This window comes from Thiothrix fructosivorans (genome assembly GCF_017349355.1).
Taxonomy (GTDB): Bacteria; Pseudomonadota; Gammaproteobacteria; order Thiotrichales; family Thiotrichaceae; genus Thiothrix; species Thiothrix fructosivorans.
In genome coordinates this window covers 626,901-652,316 of the sequence record NZ_JAFMPM010000006.1, presented here as the reverse complement: position 1 = coordinate 652,316, position 25,416 = coordinate 626,901, and the positions used below count along the sequence as shown (strand labels likewise).

At 49.6% G+C, this 25,416-nt stretch carries 26 protein-coding genes; 17 read left to right on the top strand and 9 right to left on the bottom strand.

Features of this window, described 5'->3' with window-relative positions; genetic code table 11:
• Window positions 1-4 precede the first annotated feature (4 nt).
• Window positions 5-208 (top strand): HVO_A0114 family putative DNA-binding protein, encoded by a 204-nt coding sequence (locus J1836_RS06415; RefSeq protein ID WP_207250260.1) that lies wholly within the window; start codon window positions 5-7, stop codon window positions 206-208.
• Here J1836_RS06415 and J1836_RS06410 read toward each other — a convergent pair.
• Entirely contained in the window at window positions 190-453 is a 264-nt protein-coding gene (locus tag J1836_RS06410) for a UPF0175 family protein (RefSeq protein WP_207250259.1), read from the bottom strand. The two genes, J1836_RS06415 and J1836_RS06410, sit on opposite strands and share 19 nt — an antisense overlap.
• Before the next feature lie 288 nt (window positions 454-741).
• Between J1836_RS06410 and J1836_RS06405 the strand changes: the two genes are divergently transcribed.
• The 9 genes from J1836_RS06405 (at window position 742) to J1836_RS06365 (ending at window position 9,389) form a co-directional block, all read left to right on the top strand.
• Window positions 742-1,893: an RNA-guided endonuclease InsQ/TnpB family protein gene (locus J1836_RS06405; RefSeq protein WP_207250258.1), complete on the top strand. Its 1,152-nt coding sequence runs from the start codon at window positions 742-744 to the stop codon at window positions 1,891-1,893.
• Window positions 1,894-2,001: 108 nt separating this feature from the next.
• The gene (locus J1836_RS06400; RefSeq protein WP_207250257.1) at window positions 2,002-2,184 is read left to right on the top strand and encodes a DUF433 domain-containing protein; all 183 of its coding nucleotides are present in this window, start codon (window positions 2,002-2,004) and stop codon (window positions 2,182-2,184) included.
• 151 nt (window positions 2,185-2,335) lie between these two features.
• Window positions 2,336-2,917: an N-acyl amino acid synthase FeeM domain-containing protein gene (locus tag J1836_RS06395; protein WP_207250256.1), complete on the top strand. Its 582-nt coding sequence runs from the start codon at window positions 2,336-2,338 to the stop codon at window positions 2,915-2,917.
• Window positions 2,863-3,600: a class I SAM-dependent methyltransferase gene (locus J1836_RS06390; RefSeq protein ID WP_207250255.1), complete on the top strand. Its 738-nt coding sequence runs from the start codon at window positions 2,863-2,865 to the stop codon at window positions 3,598-3,600. The genes J1836_RS06395 and J1836_RS06390 overlap by 55 nt, the downstream gene beginning before the upstream one ends.
• A gap of 76 nt (window positions 3,601-3,676) precedes the next feature.
• Complete coding sequence (locus tag J1836_RS06385) at window positions 3,677-4,453, top strand: autoinducer binding domain-containing protein (RefSeq protein WP_207250254.1); 777 nt, start codon at window positions 3,677-3,679, stop codon at window positions 4,451-4,453.
• Window positions 4,454-4,706: 253 nt separating this feature from the next.
• Window positions 4,707-5,147, top strand: coding sequence for a CHAP domain-containing protein (locus J1836_RS06380; protein WP_207250253.1), 441 nt, complete (start codon window positions 4,707-4,709; stop codon window positions 5,145-5,147).
• A 110-nt stretch (window positions 5,148-5,257) separates the two neighbouring features.
• Complete coding sequence (locus J1836_RS06375; RefSeq protein ID WP_207250252.1) at window positions 5,258-5,491, top strand: YgdI/YgdR family lipoprotein; 234 nt, start codon at window positions 5,258-5,260, stop codon at window positions 5,489-5,491.
• A gap of 326 nt (window positions 5,492-5,817) precedes the next feature.
• Entirely contained in the window at window positions 5,818-8,082 is a 2,265-nt protein-coding gene (locus J1836_RS06370; RefSeq protein WP_207250251.1) for a tetratricopeptide repeat protein, read from the top strand.
• Entirely contained in the window at window positions 8,079-9,389 is a 1,311-nt protein-coding gene (locus tag J1836_RS06365) for a hypothetical protein (RefSeq protein ID WP_207250250.1), read from the top strand. Before J1836_RS06370 ends, J1836_RS06365 begins: the two co-directional genes overlap by 4 nt.
• A 4-nt stretch (window positions 9,390-9,393) precedes the next feature.
• Here J1836_RS06365 and tnpC read toward each other — a convergent pair whose 3' ends face one another.
• Window positions 9,394-10,971, bottom strand: a complete 1,578-nt coding sequence (gene tnpC, locus J1836_RS06360; protein ID WP_242632653.1) for an IS66 family transposase — start codon at window positions 10,969-10,971, stop codon at window positions 9,394-9,396.
• Window positions 10,972-11,322: 351 nt separating this feature from the next.
• Between tnpC and J1836_RS06355 the strand changes: the two genes are divergently transcribed.
• Together J1836_RS06355 and J1836_RS06350 are read left to right on the top strand one after the other, a co-directional pair.
• Window positions 11,323-12,339 (top strand): transporter substrate-binding domain-containing protein, encoded by a 1,017-nt coding sequence (locus J1836_RS06355; protein ID WP_207250249.1) that lies wholly within the window; start codon window positions 11,323-11,325, stop codon window positions 12,337-12,339.
• Entirely contained in the window at window positions 12,336-12,860 is a 525-nt protein-coding gene (locus J1836_RS06350) for an SEL1-like repeat protein (RefSeq protein ID WP_207250248.1), read from the top strand. Before J1836_RS06355 ends, J1836_RS06350 begins: the two co-directional genes overlap by 4 nt.
• On the opposite strand, the gene hisH is transcribed toward J1836_RS06350, so the two are convergent.
• The 4 genes from hisH to hisB form a co-directional block, all read right to left on the bottom strand.
• Window positions 12,844-13,482, bottom strand: coding sequence for an imidazole glycerol phosphate synthase subunit HisH (gene hisH, locus J1836_RS06345; protein WP_207250247.1), 639 nt, complete (start codon window positions 13,480-13,482; stop codon window positions 12,844-12,846). The genes J1836_RS06350 and hisH overlap by 17 nt on opposite strands.
• Before the next feature lie 41 nt (window positions 13,483-13,523).
• On the bottom strand, window positions 13,524-14,744 hold the full coding sequence (locus J1836_RS06340) for a helix-turn-helix domain-containing protein (protein WP_207250246.1): 1,221 nt from the start codon (window positions 14,742-14,744) through the stop codon (window positions 13,524-13,526).
• 20 nt (window positions 14,745-14,764) lie between these two features.
• Entirely contained in the window at window positions 14,765-15,415 is a 651-nt protein-coding gene (locus tag J1836_RS06335) for a hypothetical protein (RefSeq protein WP_207250245.1), read from the bottom strand.
• A 90-nt stretch (window positions 15,416-15,505) separates the two neighbouring features.
• A complete protein-coding gene (hisB, locus tag J1836_RS06330; RefSeq protein WP_207250244.1) occupies window positions 15,506-16,099 on the bottom strand; it encodes an imidazoleglycerol-phosphate dehydratase HisB in 594 nt (197 codons plus the stop codon).
• 118 nt (window positions 16,100-16,217) lie between these two features.
• Here hisB and J1836_RS06325 point away from each other — a divergent pair, with 118 nt between their 5' ends.
• A complete protein-coding gene (locus tag J1836_RS06325) occupies window positions 16,218-18,029 on the top strand; it encodes an AAA family ATPase (RefSeq protein ID WP_207250243.1) in 1,812 nt (603 codons plus the stop codon).
• On the opposite strand, the gene rnd is transcribed toward J1836_RS06325, so the two are convergent.
• The 3 genes from rnd to J1836_RS06310 all read right to left on the bottom strand — a co-directional run bounded on the left by rnd (window position 18,005) and on the right by J1836_RS06310 (window position 22,496).
• A complete protein-coding gene (gene rnd, locus J1836_RS06320; RefSeq protein WP_207250242.1) occupies window positions 18,005-19,147 on the bottom strand; it encodes a ribonuclease D in 1,143 nt (380 codons plus the stop codon). The two genes, J1836_RS06325 and rnd, sit on opposite strands and share 25 nt — an antisense overlap.
• A gap of 305 nt (window positions 19,148-19,452) precedes the next feature.
• Window positions 19,453-21,207: a trypsin-like serine peptidase gene (locus J1836_RS06315; protein WP_207250241.1), complete on the bottom strand. Its 1,755-nt coding sequence runs from the start codon at window positions 21,205-21,207 to the stop codon at window positions 19,453-19,455.
• Between the two features lie 11 nt (window positions 21,208-21,218).
• Complete coding sequence (locus J1836_RS06310; protein WP_207250240.1) at window positions 21,219-22,496, bottom strand: hypothetical protein; 1,278 nt, start codon at window positions 22,494-22,496, stop codon at window positions 21,219-21,221.
• A gap of 107 nt (window positions 22,497-22,603) precedes the next feature.
• Here J1836_RS06310 and J1836_RS06305 point away from each other — a divergent pair, with 107 nt between their 5' ends.
• From J1836_RS06305 to J1836_RS06290, 4 genes are all read left to right on the top strand, one after another.
• The gene (locus J1836_RS06305; protein ID WP_207250239.1) at window positions 22,604-22,951 is read left to right on the top strand and encodes an FUN14 domain-containing protein; all 348 of its coding nucleotides are present in this window, start codon (window positions 22,604-22,606) and stop codon (window positions 22,949-22,951) included.
• A 72-nt stretch (window positions 22,952-23,023) separates the two neighbouring features.
• On the top strand, window positions 23,024-23,311 hold the full coding sequence (locus tag J1836_RS06300) for a heavy-metal-associated domain-containing protein (protein WP_207250238.1): 288 nt from the start codon (window positions 23,024-23,026) through the stop codon (window positions 23,309-23,311).
• 5 nt (window positions 23,312-23,316) lie between these two features.
• Window positions 23,317-23,685, top strand: coding sequence for a hypothetical protein (locus J1836_RS06295; RefSeq protein WP_207250237.1), 369 nt, complete (start codon window positions 23,317-23,319; stop codon window positions 23,683-23,685).
• Between the two features lie 110 nt (window positions 23,686-23,795).
• A complete protein-coding gene (locus J1836_RS06290) occupies window positions 23,796-25,400 on the top strand; it encodes an ATP-binding protein (RefSeq protein WP_207250236.1) in 1,605 nt (534 codons plus the stop codon).
• Window positions 25,401-25,416: the final 16 nt, after the last annotated feature.

Below are 25,416 nucleotides of genomic sequence, written 5' to 3'. Positions count from 1 at the left end.
ACACATGTTGGCAACGTTGCGCGAACACTGCGCGATGAGCATTGCCGAACTTGCCCGCACCTTGCAGCGCGATTACAAGAATGTGCATAACGATGTGGAACGTTTGATGGAGTGGCTGGCAATTGAGCGCGATGCACAGGGCAAGGTGTTTACGCCTTATTCGGAAATCGTGGTCGATGTGCATTTGCCTCAGCAGCGAGCGGCGTGAATGTTGTCGATTTCAGCTTGCAGTTCTTCAACATTGTCGTAGGTTTGTGGCTCAATCCCACGTTGGCGGCATTCGTAGAGGAATTCATAACGGTCAAGGTCGCCAACGAATTCAGCAGCAGCACCAGCCGAGAGTTTGCCGCGCCGATAAAGATCAATCGCCGTATTCAGTTTGAGGAGGCGTATAAGCTCTTTGGGTGTTTGATAAGCAAAGAATTTTTCTGGAATATCGAACGTCAATTGCATGAGATTTCTCCGCTAACGAGGTACATGATCATTGTGGCACGCTCCAACCGCACTCGCAAACTTGGATATTTACGTCGGTGGCAGATAGCCCACTTGCGGGCAAACGGATTTGGTGACAGTGCGTAGGATTGGCAGCGTGGCGTTTCATCCATCTTGCGCGAGATACCCCGTCCTTTAGGTCGGGGAGGGATAGTGCGTCGGCGGTAGCCGACCCTCTTCTCGCTCCTCTTTCGTTAAGCTATCTTGGTTAAACACGCATAACTCACCGCATCAACTATACTGAGAGCCATGCAAACGAAACGCGCCTACAAGTTCAGGTTTTATCCCGACCAGCAACAAGAAAAATTGCTGGCACAAACCTTTGGTTGTGTGCGCTACGTGTACAACAGCATTTTGCGTTACCGCACGGATGCTTATGATCAGACTCAAGAAAAAATTGGTTACATGGGCGCAAACGCTCGATTGACTGCCATCAAAAAACTGCCTGAGTCCCTGTTTCTAAACGATGTTTCTAGTGTCCCGCTGCAACAATGCTTGCGAAATCAGCAAACCGCGTTCAAAAACTTCTTTGAAGGTCGTGCGAAATATCCCATCTTTAAATCCAAAAAGCACCGCCAATCAGCCGAATTCACTTACCGCGCGTTTACCTTTAAGAACGGTGAATTGAAGCTGGCGAAGTGTGCTCAGCCATTGGCGATTAAATTGAGTCAGCCGCTTCCGTCTGACCCAACCACCATCACCGTTTCCAAAGATCATGCAGGGCGCTACTTCGTGTCTTGCCTGTGTGAATTCGACTCCACGTTGTTGCCCGTTACCGATAAAAAGGTGGGCATTGATGTGGGTATTAAGGATTTGTTCGTCACTTCTGACGGTTTTAAATCCGGCAATCCCCGCCATACCGCAGAATACGCGGCTAAACTGGCGAAATACCAACGTCGTCTTGCCAAGAAGAAACTCGGCAGCAAGAACCGGCTGAAAGCCAAACGCAAGGTTGCCCGTATTCACGCGAAAATCGCCGATTGCCGTTCGGACAACTTGCACAAGCTGTCCCGCAAACTGATTAACGAGAACCAAGTGGTTTGCGCCGAAAACCTCGCCGTGAAGAACATGATTAAGAATCCAACATTAGCCAAGCACATTGCCGATGCAAGTTGGGGGGAATTCACCCGCCAACTCGCATACAAAGCAAGCTGGGCGGGAAGAACATATGTCGAAATCGGCAGGTTCTTCCCTTCCAGTAAGCGGTGCAGTGGTTGTGGATGTGTAGTTGATCGTTTGCTATTGGCAGTACGTGTCTGGGAATGCCCTGAATGCAAGGCAATCCACGACCGTGACGTAAACGCTGCCCGCAATATTTTAGCCGCCGGACTGGCGGTGTTAGCCTTTGGAGAGAATGTCAGTGGCGCGTGCATTTCGGTGTATTCGTCCGGTTCTCGATGAATTAGGAATCCCCTTCCTTTAGGGAGGGGAGGAAGTCAATTTAGTGCTATGCGTATGAGCCACTGGGCATTGTGATATGCTTTTTGAAAAGTACCTGAGGGACTGCGAATGAATGCACACAACCGTCGTATCACCATCGACCTCAGCATTTGCCACGGCAAGCCCGCCACCCGTGGATTACGTTACCCCGTGGAAACCCGTCTCCTTGTGTTGGCAGTTATTACTATTTTCCTACATAAAATTCCCACCAACATTCCGATTACCATCAGGCATATTATCCCTTATGTCTGATGCACCATGTCTATGATCTTTCTTCTTATCTGACTTAACGACTGCTTATCTGTCCTCACAGACCGTTTCTAGAAATGCATACTGACCCCAGCATATGCAATGAAACAGAGACCAAGCGCTTGGGATCACCTACTAGTTCAAGGAGATCCAGATGCAAGTAATGATGACAGAACTGGCACTTTCGCAAGTGCCAGAACGCCTGAAAATCGCCACTACTGAGGCAGAATTCAAGGCAGTATGGAAACTCAGAGAAGCGGAGTACAGCAAACTTTATCCGGGTGTCACGCATTTTAAGGATGATGCTTATGATGGCACAGCTTGTGTGTTGTATAGCCAAAATCAGGCGGGAGAATTGACCAGCACCGGGCGGATTGCGTTTGATGGTCCATTTGGGCTTCCGGCCGATGAGATCGTCAAGCCAGCAATCGACAAATTGCGCCAACAGGGATTGGTAGTCGCTGAATCCAGCAAGTTTACCATTACCCGTGAGGCTCGCGGCATCTTGCCTGCCTATTTTTACACCTACTATGAGATTGCAGCAGGGTATGGGATTGATTCGCTGATCTTCATCATCCGTGACAAGAACGTCAGCCTGTATCAAAAAACAGCCGGGGCCAACATCTTGCTGGATGACATTGGCTTCACCTATGGGACAGGTTACCGCTTTTCCTTGCTGGAATGCCGTGTACAGAAAGTTATTCCAACATTCCTCAAATTTTGGGGGGAGATTTGAATATGAACACACCGACATTAACCAACCAACCACCTTATCTCATGCAAGAATGGGATAACTATGCCCGATTATTTGCATCCGTCACTACTTCCATGCAATTGGAAGTCTATCGTGAAGCCTGTTTGCATTTATCAGGGGATGTAATAGACTGCGGTTGTGGTAGTGCAAAGATTGCCCCATTGTTACTAGATGAAGAGCGGGTAGTGTCTTATACAGGGGTGGATTATGCTGAAGAAATGGTATCAATGGCTCGTTGGATTCTAAACAACCTGCAATGCCCTGCTTTCACTATTCGCCATGGCAAAATAGAGGATGTGGATAACCGACAATTTACCTCAGGGGTTTCCATTCAAAGCTATTACTCATGGTCTGATCCCGTGGCAGTGCTGACACATGTTTTCACGATATTAGCCCCCGGCGCAGTTTTTGTGTTGGCTACCCCCAACAGGAAATTGGAACTGGCGGAACTGGCACGGGATGCTTGGAAAGAACTGCTGGCACACCCTGATTTTGAAGCTTACAAGGCTTATAACTTGAAACTGGCAACAAACCCCCAAGCCCACTTCATCAGCATGGGTGATCTAGTCAGTCAAGTTCAACAGCTAGGCTTTCGCGTCGAAGAATGTCATCAACGGCACTTTCGGGGAGGGCTAAATTTTTTGGTGTTACGTAAGAACGGTTAACCACAACCTAACTTGATGTAGTGTGGCGGTAGGCAGGAATCCTGCCGCCCTTTTCCCATACGCGAGAGTGTCATTCATGAGTGTTGATCATGCCCTTTTAGGCAACTATATCGCAGAACTATATGCTACCAACACGCTTGAAGAGCGTTTTCAGATTTATGAAAAATACCTGCAATTGCTGGGGTTTGAAGGAGCAACCTACACTTTCGCCGCTCGCGCTCAGTGGGAAGCATTCACAGATATACCTGCCATTTTTCTCCATACGGCGACTTATTCGACAGAATTTCTACAACATTATGAAGCCGAGCGACTGGATCAACAGGATTTCACCGTTAGAAAGGTTTTGGGAGGCGATATCCAGCCAATGGACTGGCGAGAGCATGAGACACAAGCCCAACTCAACCCAGATGAAAAGCACCTGATCCAGCTTGCCCGGGAAGATTACGGCATCATCAACGCTATCTCCATCCCAACCATGTTCGATGAACGTGGTGCAGCCGGAGCGAGTATTGTCAGTTCAGAAAAAGATCATGCCTTTCAGGTACTCAAACAGGAACGCCTGGATACACTGATCCATTGCACCAAACTGTTCCATGACATTAACTTTGCGGATGCCAGTCTCCCGCACAAATTCATTCTTCCCCTGCTCGCCAGCCTGAAGTCTAAAGAGATCGTCGTGCTCCGTTACCTTGCCTCAGGCAAGCCATTCAAGAATATCCAAGACTCAACGGACATCAGCTACTTCTACGCCACCAACATACTGGACGGAATGCGTAACAGACTGGGCAAAATAACCAAAGACAAGTTGCTGTACCTTGTTGGGTTATTGAATATTCTCGATCAGTTAAAGTAGCTCTCGTTTCGCGTAAGCCAAATCCCATCATACCTTTTATTATAGGTCAATTTATAGTCACTCACTATGTGAAAATTTCCACACTAGACTTCTCATCAGTTCAGTTTATATTAACCAACAGACAATAAATTAATCACACATTGAAGTGGTAAATAAGTTGTTATTTAATCATTAAATACTTGAAAATAGCACGTTCCATATTATTTTTTCTTTATTAATGTTATTAATAATCAAGTATTTAAATGAATATTGTTTGGCTAAATTAATTTTTAAAGTGATGATAATGAAACTCGTGAAATCGCTATATCTTATTATTCCCGCATTGCTTACTGCAACAACTGTTGAAGCTGAAATTACCACAAAAGTTCTTGGAAATGATGCTAGTCAGTGTGTTGCTTATGCAAGAGGTCGCGTACCTTCATTGCCTACTGGATTAACTGACTGGGCAAGTAAAAAGAAAATTATAAATAACCAGACCTGTTCAGCAGGTTCGGTAGCTATTATTGATAGCACTAGTTTTGATGTCCATGGTCATGTTGCTGTAGTAGAAGGATGCCATTCTGCTGATACGGGTGCAATTAGAATTACAGAGACCAATTTTACTAAAGGCAAAAAGACTGAACGTCGGGCAAGTTCTACAACGATAGAGAAGGCAGCCGCAGAACTTAAAATTATTGGGTACTACAAACCTTAATTTTTAAGTCTTTCATCTTCGTTTTATTATATTTTACAAAAAAACCATAGGGCTATTTGTCGGAAATACTATACGACAAATTCATCGAATTTTTATAATAGAGATGTTTTATGAAAAAATTTATTTCAACTGCTATCATTCTTTCAATGATGGTCTGTAATTATGGGTGCAGCACTCAAGCTGTAGTAACAACAGGGAAAGATGGTAGCAGTACCACTACGACTAATCTAGAACCACCTTCAAAAATGATGGATGGACTAGGTGGAATTATTATGGCGATTGGACTGGCTGGTATGTTAATAAGTGCCGCGAATAATCCAACAACCGATGCTGCATCGAAATAGTTATTGTTTTTGGAGAGCAAATATGAAAGCTAAATTTATTTTATTAATATATTGTTTTTTATTCATTACAGGATGTAGTGGATCAATCGGAAAACAAGATTGCCATGATGTCATTAGTCCTAACGGAAATACGACGATATGCAGATAATGCTAGATAACCATTTTAAGGTTACAACTTGTATACTCACACAAGGTATGATTTATCATGATACTTACCAAGGCGATAGTGGTAGGCATTGATCATGCATTAAGGTTAATATTATCTTCGATAATATTAACCTTTTCTTTCGCTTGAGAGCTTGACTATTTGGTTTAATTAGATATTTGTGAAAAGCTTGCACCATGAATTAACAACTGCCCTCACTAGGCTTACGCGCATTTGTGAAACCAACTCGGATAATGTCGCCTATTTACGCTTATTCTTTGGAAAATACGGTGATTCGTGCCTGTTACCTGCATTAGCGGTCGCTCAGGAAACAGGCGATCCCATTGGACAAATCATAGCGGAGTACCTAACCAACTCCCCCAACGATGATTTGCTATTGGAACTTTACGAATCGCTGCCTGCCAATACGATTTCTCTACGTGAAGTTCATACAGTCATTGCCAAACGGGCGGCGGAACTGGCAAAAGCAAAGCACCCCGATGATTGGGCATTAATCGCGGAAACAACTGGCACTTATGCTGCCGCTTTAGCAGATATAGGCGAACGTTCAACAGCCTTAGCCCACGCGTTTGAGAGCGCCTGTTTATACCAACGTAATGGTATGGACGTACTGGATACCCAATTTTTGCAAAGTCTGTTCGGCCTTTCAGAATGCCTGATGCACGTTGGACAGATGGAGGATGCCCTGTTGGTACAACAGGAAGTGACCACAGGCTACCGATTATTGTACGAAACTGATCCCGCCGGACATATTGCTCAATATGCCAACGTTTTATTAGTGCTGAGCTCTTATTACAAGATGCAGGAACGCATCAGTGAGGCCATTGATGCAGGTGCTAAAGCAGACTATTTCATCAAGCAAATTGCTAACCCATCCATGGAACACATCTATCTCCAACACCGCATTTTACACAATTTGGCTGGGTGTTATGAGCAGATAGACCAGCTTGATATAGCTACTGACCTGCTACGCGATAACTTGATCATTATCCGTGATTTGTCAAACCATGCTAAGGACAGATATGGACTTGAACATATTGATACACTGGAAACCCTCGCGATGCTGGAAGGCCGTTTAGGAAATCAGGAAGCGGCTGAAGCTGCCTCCACCGAAGCCCTTAATGAACTCACCAAGCTTTATCAGTATCGCCCCCATGCATTTGCCAGCCATTATAGTAATTTGTTGAGTAATATGGGGATTGTAGATCTGACTATTGGGAAGCTAGATGCTGCCCAACAAAAAATGGATCAAGCCGTAGCCATACTAGAACCCCTTTTCAGGCAATTTCCCGCCCGTTTCACCACAAATCTAGCGGCTACCTTGAATAACCGCATCGAAGTTTATCTGGCCTTGTTCCGTCACGATGAAGCAATCCGTGATGCCCACCGCACACTATGCCTTTACCGTAACCTACCCGGCAATACTGCCAATGTAGCAATGGCATTAAATACCTTAAGCAACGCCAGAATGCAAAGTGGTGACATTTTCAGAGCGCAAAGGAGTATCACTACCTGTATTCGCCTCTACCGCCGTCTAACAATAAACGATGATGTCTTCCACACTGATTTAGCGGTTACTTTAGGTACATTGGCGGCGATTTATGAGCAACTGGAAAATTATCCGGCAGCGTTAGCCAGTGCAGATGAAGCACTTGCTTATTGGGATAGTAGTCCCGCTTATCTGAAAGAAGCACACCCACCAGCCTACCACCAAGTTGCCAAAGTGCGCCTTTCATCCTTGATTGAGTCAGAACAATACGATATTGCCTTGAATTGGGCCGATAAAATCATTGCCCATGCCCAGCAATATGCACAGATTGACGGGCAACGTATGGCAGATCTGCTTAATCTCCAGTCTACCCTATTAAACCGGATCGGACGTAATGCTGAAGCCATCCTAGCAGCACAAAAAGCCATTGCACTGTTGGAAGCATTACCGCTTGATGAAGTACCTGCCTATAAAATTGATCTTGCTGATGCATGGACTAATTTGGGATTTTTGCAAGCCAGCGAATCCACCACACAAGCACTGCATAGTGCCAATCAAGCTGTCAAACTCTATGGTGAGTTGCCAGAACCTTTAACCTTGAACATGCGTACCAATCAGGCATTGGCTTTGCTTAACCGGGGGAGTATGGCTCACGCTTGTGGGCAAGCCGATTTGGCTATCAGCAGTTTACAGCAGGCATTATCATGGCAATGGCAAATTATTGAGGAAACAGAAGAAGGTTATGATGATTTATTGCTGATGTTGCAGACTTTGTGCAAGGCTCAGTTTGAGGCGGATGATCCGAATTTTCTGCAAACGGCAAAAAGATTAAGGGAGGTACTGGGTAATATGGATAATACGGCTGAGATTGCTGAATTGTCTCAACAGTTGGCAGTGATGGAATCAAACTTTGTTCACAGAACCGGAGAGAGATGATGCCTGATACAACGGCTAAGGCAAGTGTCCGTAAACGTGAACGCAGTGTCACACTGGATGCTCTGAAAGTAAGGCAGCTCGCAGCAAGCCGTGGAATGAAGGGCTTGCCTGCGTTTGAAAGGGAGTTTATACGTCATATCGCTCAACCTTCTGACATTACAACAGAACCAACGACGCCTAAGAATGCTTGGAATGGCATCAAACTGGATAAAAACAAGGCCATGACATTGGCAGAATTTTTAGGTTTGAGTAATTATGAAGCGTTACTGCCTCCCATCTTCCCGGAACTCATCTATCCCACTCCATTGCAATGGAATGCTCACTATTCACCACCGGGCGCATTGCTAAAAGCCGAATACGCTATTGTGCCCTTCCACCAGCGGGAACAGGAACTGAATGACTTGATGACATGGTGTCTGGATGATAACCCAGTGGCAGTACGACTTTATACGGGTGCCGGCGGCATGGGTAAAACCCGCTTGGCGAGTGAACAGTGCCAACAACTAAAAAAACAGTACCACTGGGCAACCGGTTTTCTACGCCATGGCACAACAGAAGGAGAGGGACAGAAACGTTTTGATTGGCTGGCAATGCTGGAAACACCAGCATTCATTGTAATCGACTATGCTGAAACCCGTCGAAATGAAGTGTTGATGTTGCTCGCCGCCGCATTACGGGTAAACACCAAGGTTCGGGTGGTCTTGTTGGCAAGAGCAGCAGCAGACTGGTGGAGTATCCTCAAACAAGCGGGGCAAAGTGTCGGTGACTTACTGATGGGGCAAGCGACCTCTTGGATCGTGTTGCGCCCATTATTTTTGAGGCTGAGGGATCGGGAGGAATCCTTCCTGCTTGCATCAAAACACTTTGCCCAACGTTTGCAATGTGATCCTGCACTAGACATGCCTGCGGATATTCAAGCCGAACATTTTGAGCGTGTCTTATTATTGCATATGCAGGCATTGATCAATGTTGATGGTAAGCAAGCCAGTCAAGGACTCCAAAGCATTTTAGAGGTCATCCTAAACCGTGAACGGCACTTTTGGGAGAGACAGGCTTACGAGCAGATGCTGCCCAAAAGTCTCCACAAAGCCATTGGGACAGCGATGGCGAAAATAACACTGATCGGTGGCGTACCCGACAAACAAAGTGCCGAACGAATTTTGAGTAATATCCCGCTTTTAATGGAAAGCAAATACCACGAACGACGGGCAATCATAGATTTGCTACACGGTATCTACCCCTGCCATCAGGCTACTGCTGTCGATGAAAATCAGCCCTGTAATTATATTGAGCCTCTTCAGCCGTAATTGATCACATCCCCACCCCTTGCGGTAAAGCGGGCAGGGCAAAGCCAGCGCGGGCAGCGGTAATAACACTGGCAAGATAAGCCAAGGCAGACTGTCCACGTTTGCGGCAAGTACCGATGATGCTGGCCAGCATGGCAAACGCACGGCTCCCCGTAGCACTCTTTGTGCCATGGTTGGTTTTGCGCAGGATCACCCAATGGCGCAACGCCCGCTCAGCCTCATTATTGGTCAAGGGAAGCCACGGGTGGTCAAGGATTCGGAAAATGGCATCCCAATCATTGATGAACTCTTTCGCCAGTGCCGCCGTCTTGTCATGGGCAGATACGGCATGGATCAAGCATAATGCCCTGAATTCCAGGAGTTTTGCCTGATGGCGTTGACGGATCACGTCGGTTTGCGTCCCCACCGTGCCGCCTGCTGCCCGCCAAGCGTAAATGTCGTCCTGTAATACCCTCAGCCAAGCGAGGGTGAAGTTGCCAAACGTCCGCCCGTCTTTGTCCAGTGATTCTGCCAGCCCACGGGCTTTGCGGATCAGGTGCGCCCAGCAACGCAAGCGTTTGGGGTGGTGGCGGTAAGCGGCATAGCCATCACTCATCAGCCAGCCCCCAAAGTGGGGGCTAATCACGTTGTCGAGCATTTCAATGGTGCGCTGCCCTACGTAGAAACAAACGCTGAGGGTGGTGACGAATGTCCATAGCCACAGGGCTTCGCCACGCTCTTTCCAAGAGGTTTCATCAATATACAGCACCCCGCCGTCAGCGGTGGCTTCTGCCAACAGCCCTTCCACCAAGGCATCTTCCAATGGAGAAGCACTCGCGGCTGCTTCCTCAAAACATTGCTGCAACACCCCGACACTTAGGGGAATGCCCAACACCTCCCGCAACAGTTCTTGTGTGCCACGCAGTGACAAGCGTGAGCGCAGCCGTAGGTGGACAATAAGTGCCGCCAGATTGCCCCCAATCAGCCGCCACTCGCCCACATCAACCTCCGGGTATAACGGGTCGGGAGCTTGGCGATGCGGGATATGGCGGCTCACATGACCGCAGGTGCATACGCTATCGTGAAGGTGGTGGCGGGTGGTGATGACGGTCAGTCCGGGGTTCCCATCCGTGCCAAACTGGATGTCCACACTGTCATAGGCGGTATAAATACGGGAGACAGCCGCATCCAGGGACCTGCCACAGGCTTCACATCGGCTGGGGTAATGGTGTTCGTCTGCATTGATGGGCGGATGCCATACCCGACCATAACCCGGTGCGCCGGGTTGTTTACCCGCTTTGCGTTTGGCTGGTTGGGCTGGCTTTGTGCCCGCCACAGCTTCTGGTTCCGGGGTTGGCTTTCCTCTGGCTGCACCCACCCCTTCTGTTTCGGGCAAAGCCACCGTTTTGGGTGACGTTTCCCACGGGAAACCGCTGCTGGGTGGTTTGGAGGAGTTGTTGGAGTTTTGGTTGATCTGTTCCCGCGCTTCTTTCAGGTCATGCAACAACTTGGTCGACAGGTGCAGCAGTTCCTCCGGCGTGAGCTTGGCAAGGTACTGGCTGTTAAGCTGTTTGAGGCTGTGGTCTTTCAGTTGTTGGGTCATCGGGGGAGTGTCGCAAATTTAGTGCGTTTGGGTAAGGGGGGACTGTTCAGTTACCTTCAGCCAGACCTGTTAGGGGAGTATTTAATTCAAGAAGAGTTAATGAATGACCCTGATACCATTCTGGATTGTATCTAACCTGATGGGTCTCCCATTGGGCAAGAAGGTGTTGTTCTGAATATGCCGCAATCTGCCCGCCCGAAACCTCCGCTAAAACGCGCTGTTCCTTTGAGTATAGTGAACGCCATCACCTCACCCCGATAAATCGACCTTTTATCTTGTCAACACCGAGCCGACGAGCATTCACCTTATAATCTCAACGTGTCAACGAGTAATAACAAACGGGAGTTCGGTATGCGGAAAGTTATCTGGTCTTGCAGTGTCGCACTATTGTGTTTTGCCACCGAATTAACGGCTGCTGTACCACCGCCACTGCCACCAACCTCCCCTACTGCAACCGCCCAGTCCACCGAATCCGGCAACGTATTGGCGGCTGCAAAAAAAGCAGGTGTGCTACGTGTAGCGGTAGAACCGGATTTTCCGCCTATGTATTGGGTCAATGAGGAAGGCAAAGAAGACGGCTTCGATTACCATTTGGCGCTACTAGTTGCCAAAGAGCTAGGCATTCCAACCGTGAAAGCGGTTGAAGATGATTATTCTAAGCTGCCTAGTTTAGCCGTTGAAGGTAAGGCTGACATGGTGATGGGCGGCTACATCCCTGATGATTCCATTGAGGGGATCGCATGGTCAGCGAGCTATCTGGATTTCGGGCAATGCCTGATTGTGCCGCGTGGTAGCCGGATCAAAAACATCAAACAGCTACGCGGTAAGACCATCGGCGCTTACGAAGACCCTGCTGTTATTAAGTGGATCAACGACAATATTCCCGACAAAAAAGCCCTCGTGACTTACGAAGGTGTCGGCTGGTTTCATCATTTGGAAAAACGGGATGTCGATGCCATTATTTACGATTACCCCTTTACAGTTGAAGAAATCAAGCCATTTAGCAGTAGTTTGCAAATTGCCGCCTTCAACCTGAATGACAGCACCTACGCCATTGGTATAAAACAAGGTAACGATGACATGCGTACTGCTGTCAACACAGCACTCCTGAAAATCAAGGAATCCAGTGAGTATGCAGAATTGATCAAACACTATTTACCCTTCAAAATATCCAAGGAAGTACCGGAAGGTAGCAATACCTACACCATCCAATCCGGTGATACGCTCGGCAAAATTGCTGCCGCGAAACTGAGCACAGCGACCGCTTGGAAAACCCTGTGGGAACTCAATAAACACCGCATCCCCAACCCCAACTTGCTAGAAATGGGTGATGTCCTGATCATGCCCAAAGCCAAGGAGACGCCGTGAAACTCGACCGTTTCTGGATCACCCAAATCCTAATTATTGCCGCACTGTTTGCCATTCTCATCGGCAGCTACTTATTTTCGTTTGGCTGGTTTGCCCAAAAAACCACGGTTGTTAAACCTGCCACACCAACGGCAGCAGTCGCCCCCATTGCACAGGCAACACCGCAACCGTTAGCACCGCCCATACCAGCGCCAGCCGCTGCCCCCACTTGCAGTACCGTGGGTGAAATCCCCTCGCTTGACAGCATCAGCGCCAGTTTGAGCAGCAATGACTTAGCACGGCAAAAAAGTTGTGTTGAGTTTCTGCAAGCCGAAAGCAAGGCAGGCGATAAGGGTGCAGAATTGTGGCTAGGGCGGGCATACCATAACGGCTGGGGTATCGAAAAAGATCTTGCCGAAGCCGCCGCGTACTACGGCAGAGCCGCCACCACGGAGGAAAACGCTATCCGCGAATCTGCCCAGCAGTGGCAGTTACAATTGCAGCAAGAACAGCAAGCGGCAAGCCCTAAACCTGCCAATTGACAAAGTTTTCCAGCAACTTCAGGCCATCGTCCGCCGATTTTTCCGGGTGTGCCTGAATCGCAAACACATTGTCCTTAGCCAGCGCCGAGGCGTAGCTGATACCGTATTCCGTCGCCCCCGCAATCAAATCGGGGGTGACGGGTTCAACGTAATAGCTGTGCACGAAATAGAAGCGAGAACCGTCGGCAATGCCCTTCCACAGCGGGTGTTCTACCTGCTGCCAAATTTGATTCCACCCCATTTGCGGAATCTTCAAGCGCACGCCGATTTCCTGATGTACTGTACCGAAATAGCGCACATTGCCTTCGTACAAACCGAGGCATTCGATCCCACCGTTTTCTTCAGAATGTTGCATCAATACCTGCATTCCCATGCAAATACCGAGGAACGGTTTGGTGCGGATGACTTCGCGCACCACTTCCGCCATGCCACGGGTTTCGAGTTCGCGCATACAGTCACGCGCCGCGCCTTGCCCCGGAAATACCACGCGGTCAGCTTTGACGATCACATCGGGGTCAGCGCTGATGACGACGTTAGCATTAGTGCCTGCGGCGTGGGCAACGGCACGTTCCACCGAGTGCAAATTGCCCATGTTGTAGTCAATAATCGTGATGGTTTGCATTAACTATTCTCTTCAAGCATGATTTAGCCATAAATATACCTTTATCGGACAGGCATCGAAATAACATTTGACGTATCACTGCGAGTACTTGTACTGCGATTGCCAGACAGATGATCTCGCTTACGCAATGTTGGTATATTGAGCTGGATAATCGCGCCAAAATTCTCACGCAGATAACCTTCCGACAACTGGCATAAGGCTTCCACATCAGACGCAGGCAAACCAATGGTACTTAATAGTTGCGCCTTGCTAAATCCACCTTCTTCCAGCAGCAGTTTAATGGCGCGTGGCAGCAGGCGTGGTAATTCTGGTTGCAGTTCATCATCCAATGGCTCACTACGTTTCCAACCTCTGGCACTGTAGTTTTTCCACAGGCGGGTAGTATAAGCATCATCCAACAAATTGAGGGATTTTGCCCGCATGATCATAGCTGCAATAGACGTTTTCCAACGCCGTTTCAGCACCAGCAAGGTATCCAATGTAGGGCAAGCCAATTCTACCGAAATACTGTCGGCTGGCATCAGGAACGCGCTAGCGAACAAGTGAGCTTGGCGCTCCAACTCGTGATACAAACGGGTGTTATCGGCTGGGGTCAAATAATGGTGCATAATGAGATGTCCCAATTCATGAGCGACATCAAAGCGATTGCGCACGGCACTTGCCTTATCTGCCGCAATGAAAATGTAAGGGCGACCTTCTGGTTCAAACCAATGGGATACACCATCCATTTTGATATACCCTAATGGCTCACGCACAGTCAGAACGCCCGAACCTTCAACAATACGGATAACATCGTCAATTGGCCCCAAACCCAAATGCCAGTGCTGGCGACAAGTAACGGCAAGTGCTTCGATTTCCTCATCTGTCAGGGAAAGTGCTTCCTTGCGGGACAAAGAATCGGGCAAATTGAGCGTAGGCCAGCCCACCCATTCTTGTATTACCTGTGAGAGTTCGTATGCCCATTTCAAACGACCTTCAGCAACATTTCTGGCTTCTTTGGTCAGCGCAATGCTAGAGCGGAAGAAATAGCTGGTATCCCCATAGTCAGGCAGGGGTTTAAGAAACCACGCCGTCGGCATTCCCAACGCAGCCGCCACCTTTTCCAGTGCAGCAAGCTCTGGAAGTTGCTCCCCCCTTTCCCACTTGGACAGGGACGCATTGGAACAGCCACTAATGGCACTGAGAGCAGTTTGGGTTAAACCCCTCACAGTACGTGCCTGTACTAACCGCTGGCTTTGAAAACCTGCTACACCGATACGCATATCATCATTCCTCCCACAGCTTACCCGGCAGTGTTGCCACCCTCAATGTCACCAAGACGCTTTTTCAGGAATGGTAAGGGCTCTAAATCTGCTGGTGACAACGTATTGCCATGACAGGCAACCCGTATTTCATCCAAACTTGCCCGCATGTGAAAATTCTTCAAATCAGAAAAAGGTACTGCAAACATAACATAGGGTAAAGTAGGTTGCTGCGGATTGACGGCAACCGTTGCCACTACAAAAATTCTATTGGGGTCTACTCCAATCTGGGAGACTTCAAACATATCCAGAGTGAAGGGCTCTACCGCTTCATTCAGTTTCCCCAATTCTTGCTTGTGCTTAGCTGTATTCCAGTTTTTTGAACGTTCACGCATACAACCTAAAATGAAGCTATCTGAAGTTACTTTGGCATAGTGATGTCCCTTCGGATTTGTGGGTGCAAGAAAGGCATTCAACCCACAAGCTACCGCTGCTCCGACAACTTCATCCACGATATGCGCATGTTGCATATTGCCCACCACGTAAGGACGCATTTCTGGTGAATAGTGACTATTGGCATAATTCAGCGATGCCTGAAATTTAGCAGTAACACGATCCTCTAGCGCATTCAGGAAAGGACTGCCAAACTCGACAGCCATACGTTGAATCAGAGTATCTTTAATATTTTTCATGCAAAAATTTCCGCAAATTTGTTTCTTATTCGGAATAATAGCACTATTTTTTTCGTTATGTGGAAAATAACTAATAAAATTTACCAATCATTACAAACTCCCCTTGGTGGATGGCATAATCCCCGCCATGCGTGGGTCGAGTTCCAACGCCATGCGCAGCGCCCGCCCGAAGGCTTTGAAAACGGTTTCAGCAATGTGGTGCGAATTGCGCCCTTTGAGGTTATCGACGTGCAGCGAGACCAGCGCGTGATTCACAAAGCCTTGAAAGAATTCGTAAAACAGATCCGTTTCAAACGCGCCAATGTTGGTGCGCGGGTATTCCACCTGATGTTCCAGCCCCGGTCTGCCGGAAAAATCGATGACCACGCGAGACAATGCCTCGTCCAACGGCACGTAAGCGTGCCCGTAACGGCGGATGCCTTTTTTGTCGCCCACAGCTTGCGCAAAGGCTTGCCCCAAGGTAATGCCGATGTCTTCGACACTGTGGTGGTCGTCGATGTGGCGGTCGCCCTTGCATTCGATGTCGAGGTCGATCATGCCGTGGCGTGCCACTTGATCGAGCATGTGTTCGAGGAAAGGAATGCCCGTATCGAAACGGGCTTTGCCCGTGCCATCAAGGTTAATGGTGATGCGGATTTGGGTTTCGAGCGTGTTGCGTGCCACACTGGCGGTGCGTTCGGTCATAGTTAAACCTGTGTTCGTTGATCTACGCGTGAGTTTGCCAAGATTCTAACACAAGGGATGGGACAGCCTCTATGCTACACTTGAAGCATCGACTCTTGGCAAGCAGCAGTACGAACGTATGATTCAATTCCCCTACGGCATCAGCGACTTTCAGCGTATCCGCATCCAAAACATGCTGTACATTGACCGTACCGCTAGTATTCCCTCAATAGAAAAAGCAGGAGAGCAACTCATTTTCCTGCGTCCACGCCGTTTTGGTAAATCGCTACTGTTGTCGATGCTGGCAAATTATTACGATGTCAAAACAGCGGGGGAATTCGCCACCCTGTTTGGGGATTTAGCGATTGGGCAACAGCCTACGCCAGAACACAACCAATACCTGATCCTGCGTTGGGATTTTTCCAAAGTGTCGGCGCAAGGGGATATTGAGCAGATCAAACGTAACCTATTTGCGCATGTCAATATCGCTATCCAAGGCTTTCTGACGTATTACCAAGCATACCTCACGGCAACGCCACAGCTTTATGCGGATAACGCGATTGCTTCGTTTGAATCGCTGTGCAATGCAGTACAAAACAGCGGTCACAGCCTGTACCTACTGATCGACGAATACGACAATTTCGCCAATGACGTGCTGATGCAAAATGCCGCCAACAAACAGCGTTACCTCGATTTATTGGAAGGCGAAGGCATTCTCAAAACACTGTTCAAGATCATCAAAGCCAGCGCCTCCGAAGGGAAGATTTCCCGCGTGTTCATTACCGGCGTATCTCCGGTGGTATTGAGTGACATGACCAGCGGTTATAACGTCGCCACCAGCATTTACCTTGAACCACGCTTCAATGAATTGTGCGGCTTGACACAGGAAGAACTGACCCCCTTGGTCGCACAAGTATTGACGGAATGTGGGCAGGATCAAACCGAACAAGCTAGCGTGTTAGAAACCCTGCGGCAGTTTTACAATGGCTACCGCTTTTGCCACCGTACCGAACGCCCGTTGATGTATAACCCAACGCTGTGTTTCTATTTTCTGCGCCACTACCAACAGGAATGTGAACCACCCCGCAAGATTCTGGATGGCAATCTGGCAATGGATGCGGGGCGTATCCGCTACATGGCGGCATTACCCAACGGGCATAGCATCATTGACCAGATTATGAATGACGAACACCCTGTCATGTTGCAGGAACTGGAAAACCAGTTTGGTGTAGAAAAACTGCGGGAAGTGCAACAAGACAGCCGCTATATGCTTTCATTACTGTACTTTTTCGGCGTACTGACCATCCGCGACATTGGCGAATTAGGCAAGCTAGTACTGGGCGTACCGAATTTGGTCATCCGTGGTTTGTATGTGGAACGCTTGAAACGCCATGCTTTGCCGCGCCCGCAGGATGACCAGTTAGCAGAAAGCCTAGCGGAAAAGTTTTACCAGACCGCCAATTTGCAGCCGCTGGCAGATTTCATGGAGAGCAAATACTTTGCCGTGTTCAGCAACCGTGATTACTGCTGGAGCAATGAACTGACGGTAAAAACGGCTTTCCTAACCCTGCTGTTCAACGACACTTGGTACATCATGGATTCGGAAACCGCACTGCAACGGCGTTATTCCGATCTGGTGATGATTATCCGCCCCAGTATGCGCCATTACGCCACCCTGAAAGATTTTATCTTTGAATTCAAATACCTGAAGCTGGATGATTTGAAACTGACGGGCGAGCAATTGCGCGAGAAAAGCGTGATGGAACTGGAAGCCATGCCGCAGGTACAGCAGGCATTGCAGAATGCGTTAGCGCAATTACGCGCTTATCAGCCGGTGCTGGCAGCGAAGTACCAGCAGCCTGAGCGGTTGTATTGCCTTGCGGTGGTTGCGTTGGGATTTGAGCGGGTAGTATGGCAACAGCTACCTCACCGTTCCAACACGACCTGCTGATTCCGCACGCGCACGCTGACTTTGCCCGTCAACACATCGGTAAAGACATCGTTCACCAACGCCCCGCGCCAATCATCCGACAGCGTAGTACGCCCCTCTTCCAACATCTTTTCAAGCTGCTGGCGCGTCGCAATCATCTGCGCGGAAATGCCGTTTTCATTGGCAACCTGATTCAGCACTGCCGTCAGCAAATCCGCCACAATGCTCATGCTCGCATCCAGCTTGCGGCGACGTGGCAACTGCGGGCAAGCATCCTTCGGCACAGCCAGTCCCCGCGCCACACATGCCAGCCATTCCGCCGCACCGCGTTCGATTTGCTCGTCGCTTAACCCACGGATTTGGCGCAAGCCCGCCGGGCTATCCGGCTGCATTCGCGCCATATCCAGCAAGATTTCATCGGACAAAATCCAGCGGCGTGGAATATCTTTCAGCAAGGCACGCTGTTCACGCCATGCCGCCAATTCACGTAAAATCGCCAATTGCTGCGGCTTGAGGATTTGCAAGCCTTTCACGCGTTCCCACACCGTTTGCGGGTCAACCGTGTACGTCGCCGGATCAGCCAATTTCTGAAACGGCTTTTCCAACCACTTAGTACGCCCCAGCTTATCCAATTGCTCGCGCAAGGACAAAAACACATCACGCAAATGGCGCACGTCATCAATCGCGTATTCCAATTGCGCCCTGCTCAACGGGCGACGCGACCAATCGGTGCGGGATTGCGATTTATCCAGCAGCACGCCCAGCAAGGCCTCCACCAAACGGGCATAGCCCATTTGATCGCCCAACCCCAGCACTGCCGCCGCAACTTGTGTATCAAACAACGGCGCGGGAATATTACCAGCACCGAGGTGGTGGAAAATTTCCATATCCTGCCAAGCCGCGTGCAGCACTTTCAAACGCTTCGGGTCTTGCAACCACGTCAAAAACGGCTGCATATCCGCAATCGCCAGCGGGTCAATGCAAGCCAGCACATCCGTACTAGCAATTTGAATCAAACACAAACGTGGGTAATAAGTTTTTTCGCGGATGAATTCGGTATCGAGGGTAATCCACTCCGCCTTATCGAGGCGAATCAATAAATCAGTAAGTTTGTCAGCAGTGTCAATATAATCAAACATAAGTGTGGTGCGCATGAATAGAACGCTCTCGATTGTACGGTAAAATGGCACGTCGCCCTACCCATAAATCACGCTGACCCATGCTTTGTGCGCTGCAACGTTAGTGTTTAAGAATATTTGCACAATCAACTGCTTGTTGACATCGTTTCGATTTTTCTGCACATTGATAAATATCAAAGCGACTATAAGCTATCATGTTTTAAAACCGCTAGTGAGGGTAGTTACCTTGTGCAGTATTGCTAGGTTGTACAAGGTCTGAGCGGTAAGCCCGATTGAATAGATCGGGCTTTTTTTATGCCGACAAGTTAGCCCGTGACTTTCAAAATCGACGCAATATAGGTAGTAATCTCACTCGCTGTTTTGCGCCCCGACGTACTCAAATCCAGCCCTTGAATTAACGGCGCATTGCGCAACCCTAATAAGTAGCGCATCAGCAATGCAGCATCTTTAGGCGCAGCGGCTTTACCGTCGTTATCCACATCCATCACCTGTTGCACGGCGGCAAGCTGGGTTTCCAGTGTGGGGGTATTCAAGGCTTGCGTCGTCACGCCATCCAGCAATGCCGCGCCGCGCAAACCCTGTAAGTAACGCGCAATAATCACGCCTTCCACCAACGCTGTAGCCGGTTGCGTAGTACTGCGCAACCGTAACGACGGCGACGTACCGGTCGCATTCAACCACGTACTGATAAACGGCCAAGTGCTTTCAAAGCGGCTATATTCATCCGGCGCGTCTGTGCTGGTACACGACGACGAACCGCCTAATAATGTGCCATTTAAGTAATGCACACCGCCCTGCTCAAGCCAGATCCCAGAACCGCTGCTGCCGGGGGCAGTAATACCCGTGTGCCACACCACTTGCGAAAAGTCACCGTTCGGGTTCGGGGTGATCGTGTAACCACCGCTGGAGGTTGCCATGCTTACATGGGTCTGAAAAGTGCCCTGCGCATACTTTTTGGGTTGTCCCAGCGCATGGTGAATCCCCGTCACCGCTTGATTGCTGCTTAAAGGGATCGTCGTCCACCCCGATAAGGTCACACCCGTGGGCGGATTTTTGTTTAAGCGCACCAATGTTGTATCCAGCTCCGGCTTAGATGCCAACAATTGCGCCCCGCCAGTCGTGTGCGTAAAGCTATTGGTCGTACCACCACAAGTGGTATTGGCATACATCCAGAAAAAATCCATCGTACTCGCCGCTTGCGCATTATTGACGCAATGCGCAGCGGTAAAGAAATACGGAATCTGGGTAGACGTATCTTTATCCGTCAACACCGTTCCCGAACACATATAGCTCAACCCATTGGTATCCGTGAACACATAACGCGCCACCGACTTGCCAGTTTCCTGCCACGCAGGGTCGGCACAAGCGACATCTTGCTGACAACTGGCGTAGTCTTCTTTGAAGATACTGCTTTTTAACGTGCTGCTGGCGGGGTCAATCACCAGATGCGAGAGCTGAGGAATCGCCAGTTCCACCTGTGCAGCCGCGACACCCGTAGGCAAAAACACTTCCAGCCCCACACTATCGCCTACCAACGTAGGCGACCACACGACGCTATTGGCAGCGGTGGCAACGTCGAATACCATGGAAGGGTCACGCACCGCATAGAAACGCAATTCCACCCCCGCAGGTATTTGCCCCAACTGCACTTGCGCCCGCACCCGCAATGCGCCGCTGGAGGTCAAGGTAAAATGCGCCGCCTTGCCACCGCTAACCGCCGTCCATTGCCACGCATTCAAATCCATCGGTTCACCAACGCTGGCAGGCAAATTCCGCCCCACACCAACCCGAAACGCCTTATCCGCGCCCACATTTTGTAAGGCTTGCATTTCGCTGGCAGTTAATGCAGGCAAGGTAAGCGCATTGCGGGTATTCGCCGTGCTTTGCGCCCGCGCCGCCCGTTGCGCTGCCACTGGTAAACGTAACGTCACCGCTGGCGCAGCCTTGAGCGTTGCCTCACCCCGAAACGTTTCAGGTTCAGCTTGTAGCGCACTGCTCGGATTCGCTTGCACCGCAAAGGGCAGCAACAACAGCCAACCCGCCAAAGTTAAGTGTTTCATGATGCGTGACCTTATTGAGGCAAACTGCCGGGCAGGATGTAATTGGTGCTCGACGTGCTGTTTTGCGGCGACAAGAGAATATTCGCCAGCAACGTATTCACGTCATTATCGGGGCCGACATACAGGGTTTTGCCATCCAGATTCAAATCGGATGGGTAATAACCGTGTAACTGGAAATTGGTGTGCGCCCCCGGATTGCTCGCGTTAGACAGCACCGTGCCCAGTACCGTATTGCGGTCATTGTCAGGGCCATCTGCAATCAGCTTGTTATCGTGATTCACATCCCCCGTCGGCAACAGCAGCACCATACCTTGCGTAATGCGCACATCCGCACCGTACACCGCCGTGCTGGCTTGACTGAAATCCACCACTGTGGGTGTGGCAGACAGGTTGAGCGGTGCGGCACTCATCACCCCAAGGTGATTGCGGTGACGCAACGCAAGGTAATAAGCTCCAGCGCTAACACTGGCAAAGCTCAAGGTGGTACTGCCTGTCGCCGCATCCATCACATCACCGTCGGCTTGCACCAGCGCAGCTTTGCTGGCAAGGCGTGTTTGCGGTGTGGTTTTATCACGCAACTCCACCAACACCCAATCCACTGGCGCATCCGCACCCGTCGTATTCAACAGCGGCAGCATGGTGGTTTCACCGCCGCTATACCCCAAAGACGCGTAGGGCTGGGCGCTGGAAATCAAAGCACTGGCGCGTAAACCGTCGCGCATCAACCCCGTGCTGTTGTTGTACGCACCTTGCAATAAGCCACGCAACAGCACCGCAGGCGGGGCAGCCGCCACGCTAGTCAGCGTCATCGGGGTACTTTGCAATGCCGTGCCATTGGCGGTATCACTGGCGCTAGTACGAATGTGCGTCGTCCCGCTAAAGCCGCTTTTTACCTGAAACAACACATTGCCCAAGGCTAACGGCAATTCATCCGCCCCCGGCCATTGCGCCGTCAGGTCTACCCACGCAAGGATCACATAGCGATCCGTGGTCGGGTCAGCATCGAAATCGTCGGTATCTGCCGTCACCTCGCCGATAGGTTGCAACCCATACGCAAACGGGCTGGTAACGCCTTTAAAATCCACGGCATTCGCATTAAAATGCACGCGCAGACCTAGCCCTGTTTCCGCACCATTGTCGGGGGCAGTCACACTGTAACGCGGCGCGAACACCACATTGCTCCCCGCACTCACCTCGGTACTGGCGGCCGTCGGGGTAATAATTTGTGTGGCATTAACAGAAGTTGCCAGAGACAATACAGCGGTCGCCAAGCTAAGGGATTGCTTCATGGCTTTACGGCTATTCCTATTATTTTTTATAATGAGTAATAAATTTAGCAGAATGCGCTGTCTAAATAAAACGCTAATGAACTCAACGGTATCTTAAAGGGCAAACAATGAACGATTATCCTGTTAACAGTGCTCCCGGCACTGATTTTCTGTCTTCCACATTCCTGATGGGCAATGTCGGCGCACCGTTTATCATCGGTTTAGCCGTCGGCTACTTCGCGAAAAAAATGCTACGCTTTGCTTTGTTTTTGGGCGGTGCGGCGATCGTCCTGCTATTCGTCAGCGAGTATTACGGCATCACCGAAATGACCGATGAAAAGCTACAAAGTGCCGCCAATGCCGCTACCGGTATGGCAAAACAATCCGGCGGTTTTCTGGTAGAACGCTTGTCACACATCACCAGCAAGGGCATTAGTGGTGTCGGTGGTTTCTTTGTCGGACTGAAGATCGGCTAATACTTGTGTTTCTGTGAAGTTGCCTCCATATTAGCAACTGTACTTATTGATAGTCAGTTAAGAGGTGTCACGATGGAAACCCGTATTGAAGTGGAAAATATCCGCTGTGGAGGTTGTGCCAATACCATCACAAAAAAACTACTGGAAAATGAACAAATTCAGTCGGTTGATGTCGATATTGAGCATCAGGTCATTACCTTACACAGTGCCAGCGACGTGCATGACACAGCCGTACAAACCCTGTTCAGCCTCGGCTACCCCGAACGTGGCTCAGTAGCAGGTATGCAATCCCTGAAAGAAAAAGCCCGATCGGTCGTGAGTTGTGCGATCGGGCGTATTGATATGCCCAAGAAAGGTTAACCGTCATGAAATACCTGTCCGCCTTGCTGGTGGTTGCCAGCTTAACCGCCAGCGCGGTGTCATTTGCCGCCGATGAAGTCGCTGTCAGTGAAGAAAATAACAACACTGCCTTGTCAGCATTGTGTGAAACATATGCGGTTGAAGACGGCATTGCTGCTAACGAAAAAGCCGCTTATCTGAAAGACTGCCTGAGCAATATGACTGACCTGAGTGAAAACGTGCAGGAAGGTTTACCCGTGACCGCCGACAACAGTAGCGAAGCACTGACAACGCCAACAGCGGAAAAAACCAACCACAGTCCAGAAACCTTAGTACAAAACGAACTGGTCGAAACGCCAGACCCCGCCGCTGAACAATTAAGTGCTGGGAAATAATACGCTTATAGCCAATAAATAAAATGTAATTAATAAATTCTATTTTACTTGATAACGCGATTAGCTAATAAATAACAACATTCGATCTATTTATCGGGCGGGCATACAACATGATTGGGGTATTTGTCACCTTTTGGCGGCAGCAACAGGCACGGGATAACCTTGCCTGTCTGCCACAGAGTGCGCAGGGATTCATTGGACGCAAGCGCGAATTACTCGCACTGGATCAAGCATGGTACGACGAGTCAACCGGCGTTTTCCTCTTAAACGCGCTCGGCGGCACCGGCAAAACAGCCTTGCTACAAGCATGGCTCAGCAAATTAGAACACGTCAATTGGCTGGGTGCAGACCACGTATATGCATGGTCATTCCCCGACATCAGCGATGATGCCGACCTGCACACACTAGCCGACGAATTTATCGACAGTGCTTTGCAATGGTTCGGTTATCACCTGACGTTGCCGACGCACCCGCTTGAACGGGTCAACCTCTTGGCGAAACTCATCCAACGGCAGCAAACCTTACTGGTATTGGATAATTTCCCGACGCTGATGTTTGAAGTCGATGCCGAACACACCACCGCCATGTCGCCCACGCTAGGCATTCTGATCAATGCACTCGCCGCGTATAACCCCGGTCTGTGCGTGATTGCCACACGGCAAATCATTCCCGCGTGCGAATTATTCCAGCAAAATATCGTTCATTACACTCTGCCGGAACTCACCGACAGCGAAGGCGCTGCTTTGCTGCAACAGCGTGGCGTGATGTTGCTGCCCGACACTTTGCAGAAACTCTCGCACGATTTTTGCGGTCATGCCCTCACGCTGGATTTAATCGGCTCACATTTAGCCAATGGCGGTCGCCCCGAAGAGGTCAGCCATATCCTCGCGTGGCGTGATAAAGAGCGCGAAGGCTTGCAAACGCGACGCGTACTCGCTCTCGTCGAACAATGGTTGTGGAAAACACCTGAACTGTTATTGCTCTACTTGATTGCCTTGTTAGATCGCCCGACGACGCAAAAAGAATTGTTTTTGCTGTTACGCAGCCAACGCCAAGCATGGTTTAAACGCTGGTTAAAACCGGATGAAACCCTCCAAGCGCTCGAACCGCTTAGTAAACTCAACATCCGTGAATTTTCCAAAGTGCAACGCCGTTTGTACCAAATGCACCTGATTTCGTCCGCCCCCGATACCGGCGCATTGGATGTGCACAGCCTGTTGCGCGTGTATTTCCGTGAACGGGTACGCGCCCGCTTCCCCGACATCCCCAATCGCCTGCAAGGGCTATTGGAAAAATGCACGCAAACCCTCGCCACCGTCTTGCCGCCGACCTTGCAGCGCTTGCCCGGTATGGATCAGCGTTACCTGAGCCTTGGTCATGCGGATTTGCATTCCACCGTCACTGCCACGCGTTCACTGGGTGTCAAACTGGAAAAGTCGGCAATGCAAAAGCATTGGTATCGCGCCTCCATCATTGCCAATCATTTGTGCGAACACCATTTGATTTTAGGGAATATGTCAGCGGCGATGTATTGCGCCAGACGCGGTGTTGCTTATGCGGAATTGAGCCACGATCAACCCAGCCTCCTGCAAAACATGAACTTACTGACGCGCTTATTGCGTATTACCGGCGGAACACGGGAAGCATCACGCTTATTAGAGCGGGTGAGGGATAAATGTGGCGTGCCGCCAACGGTGAAACGCTTGCGTGCTTAACACAAGTCACTGAACT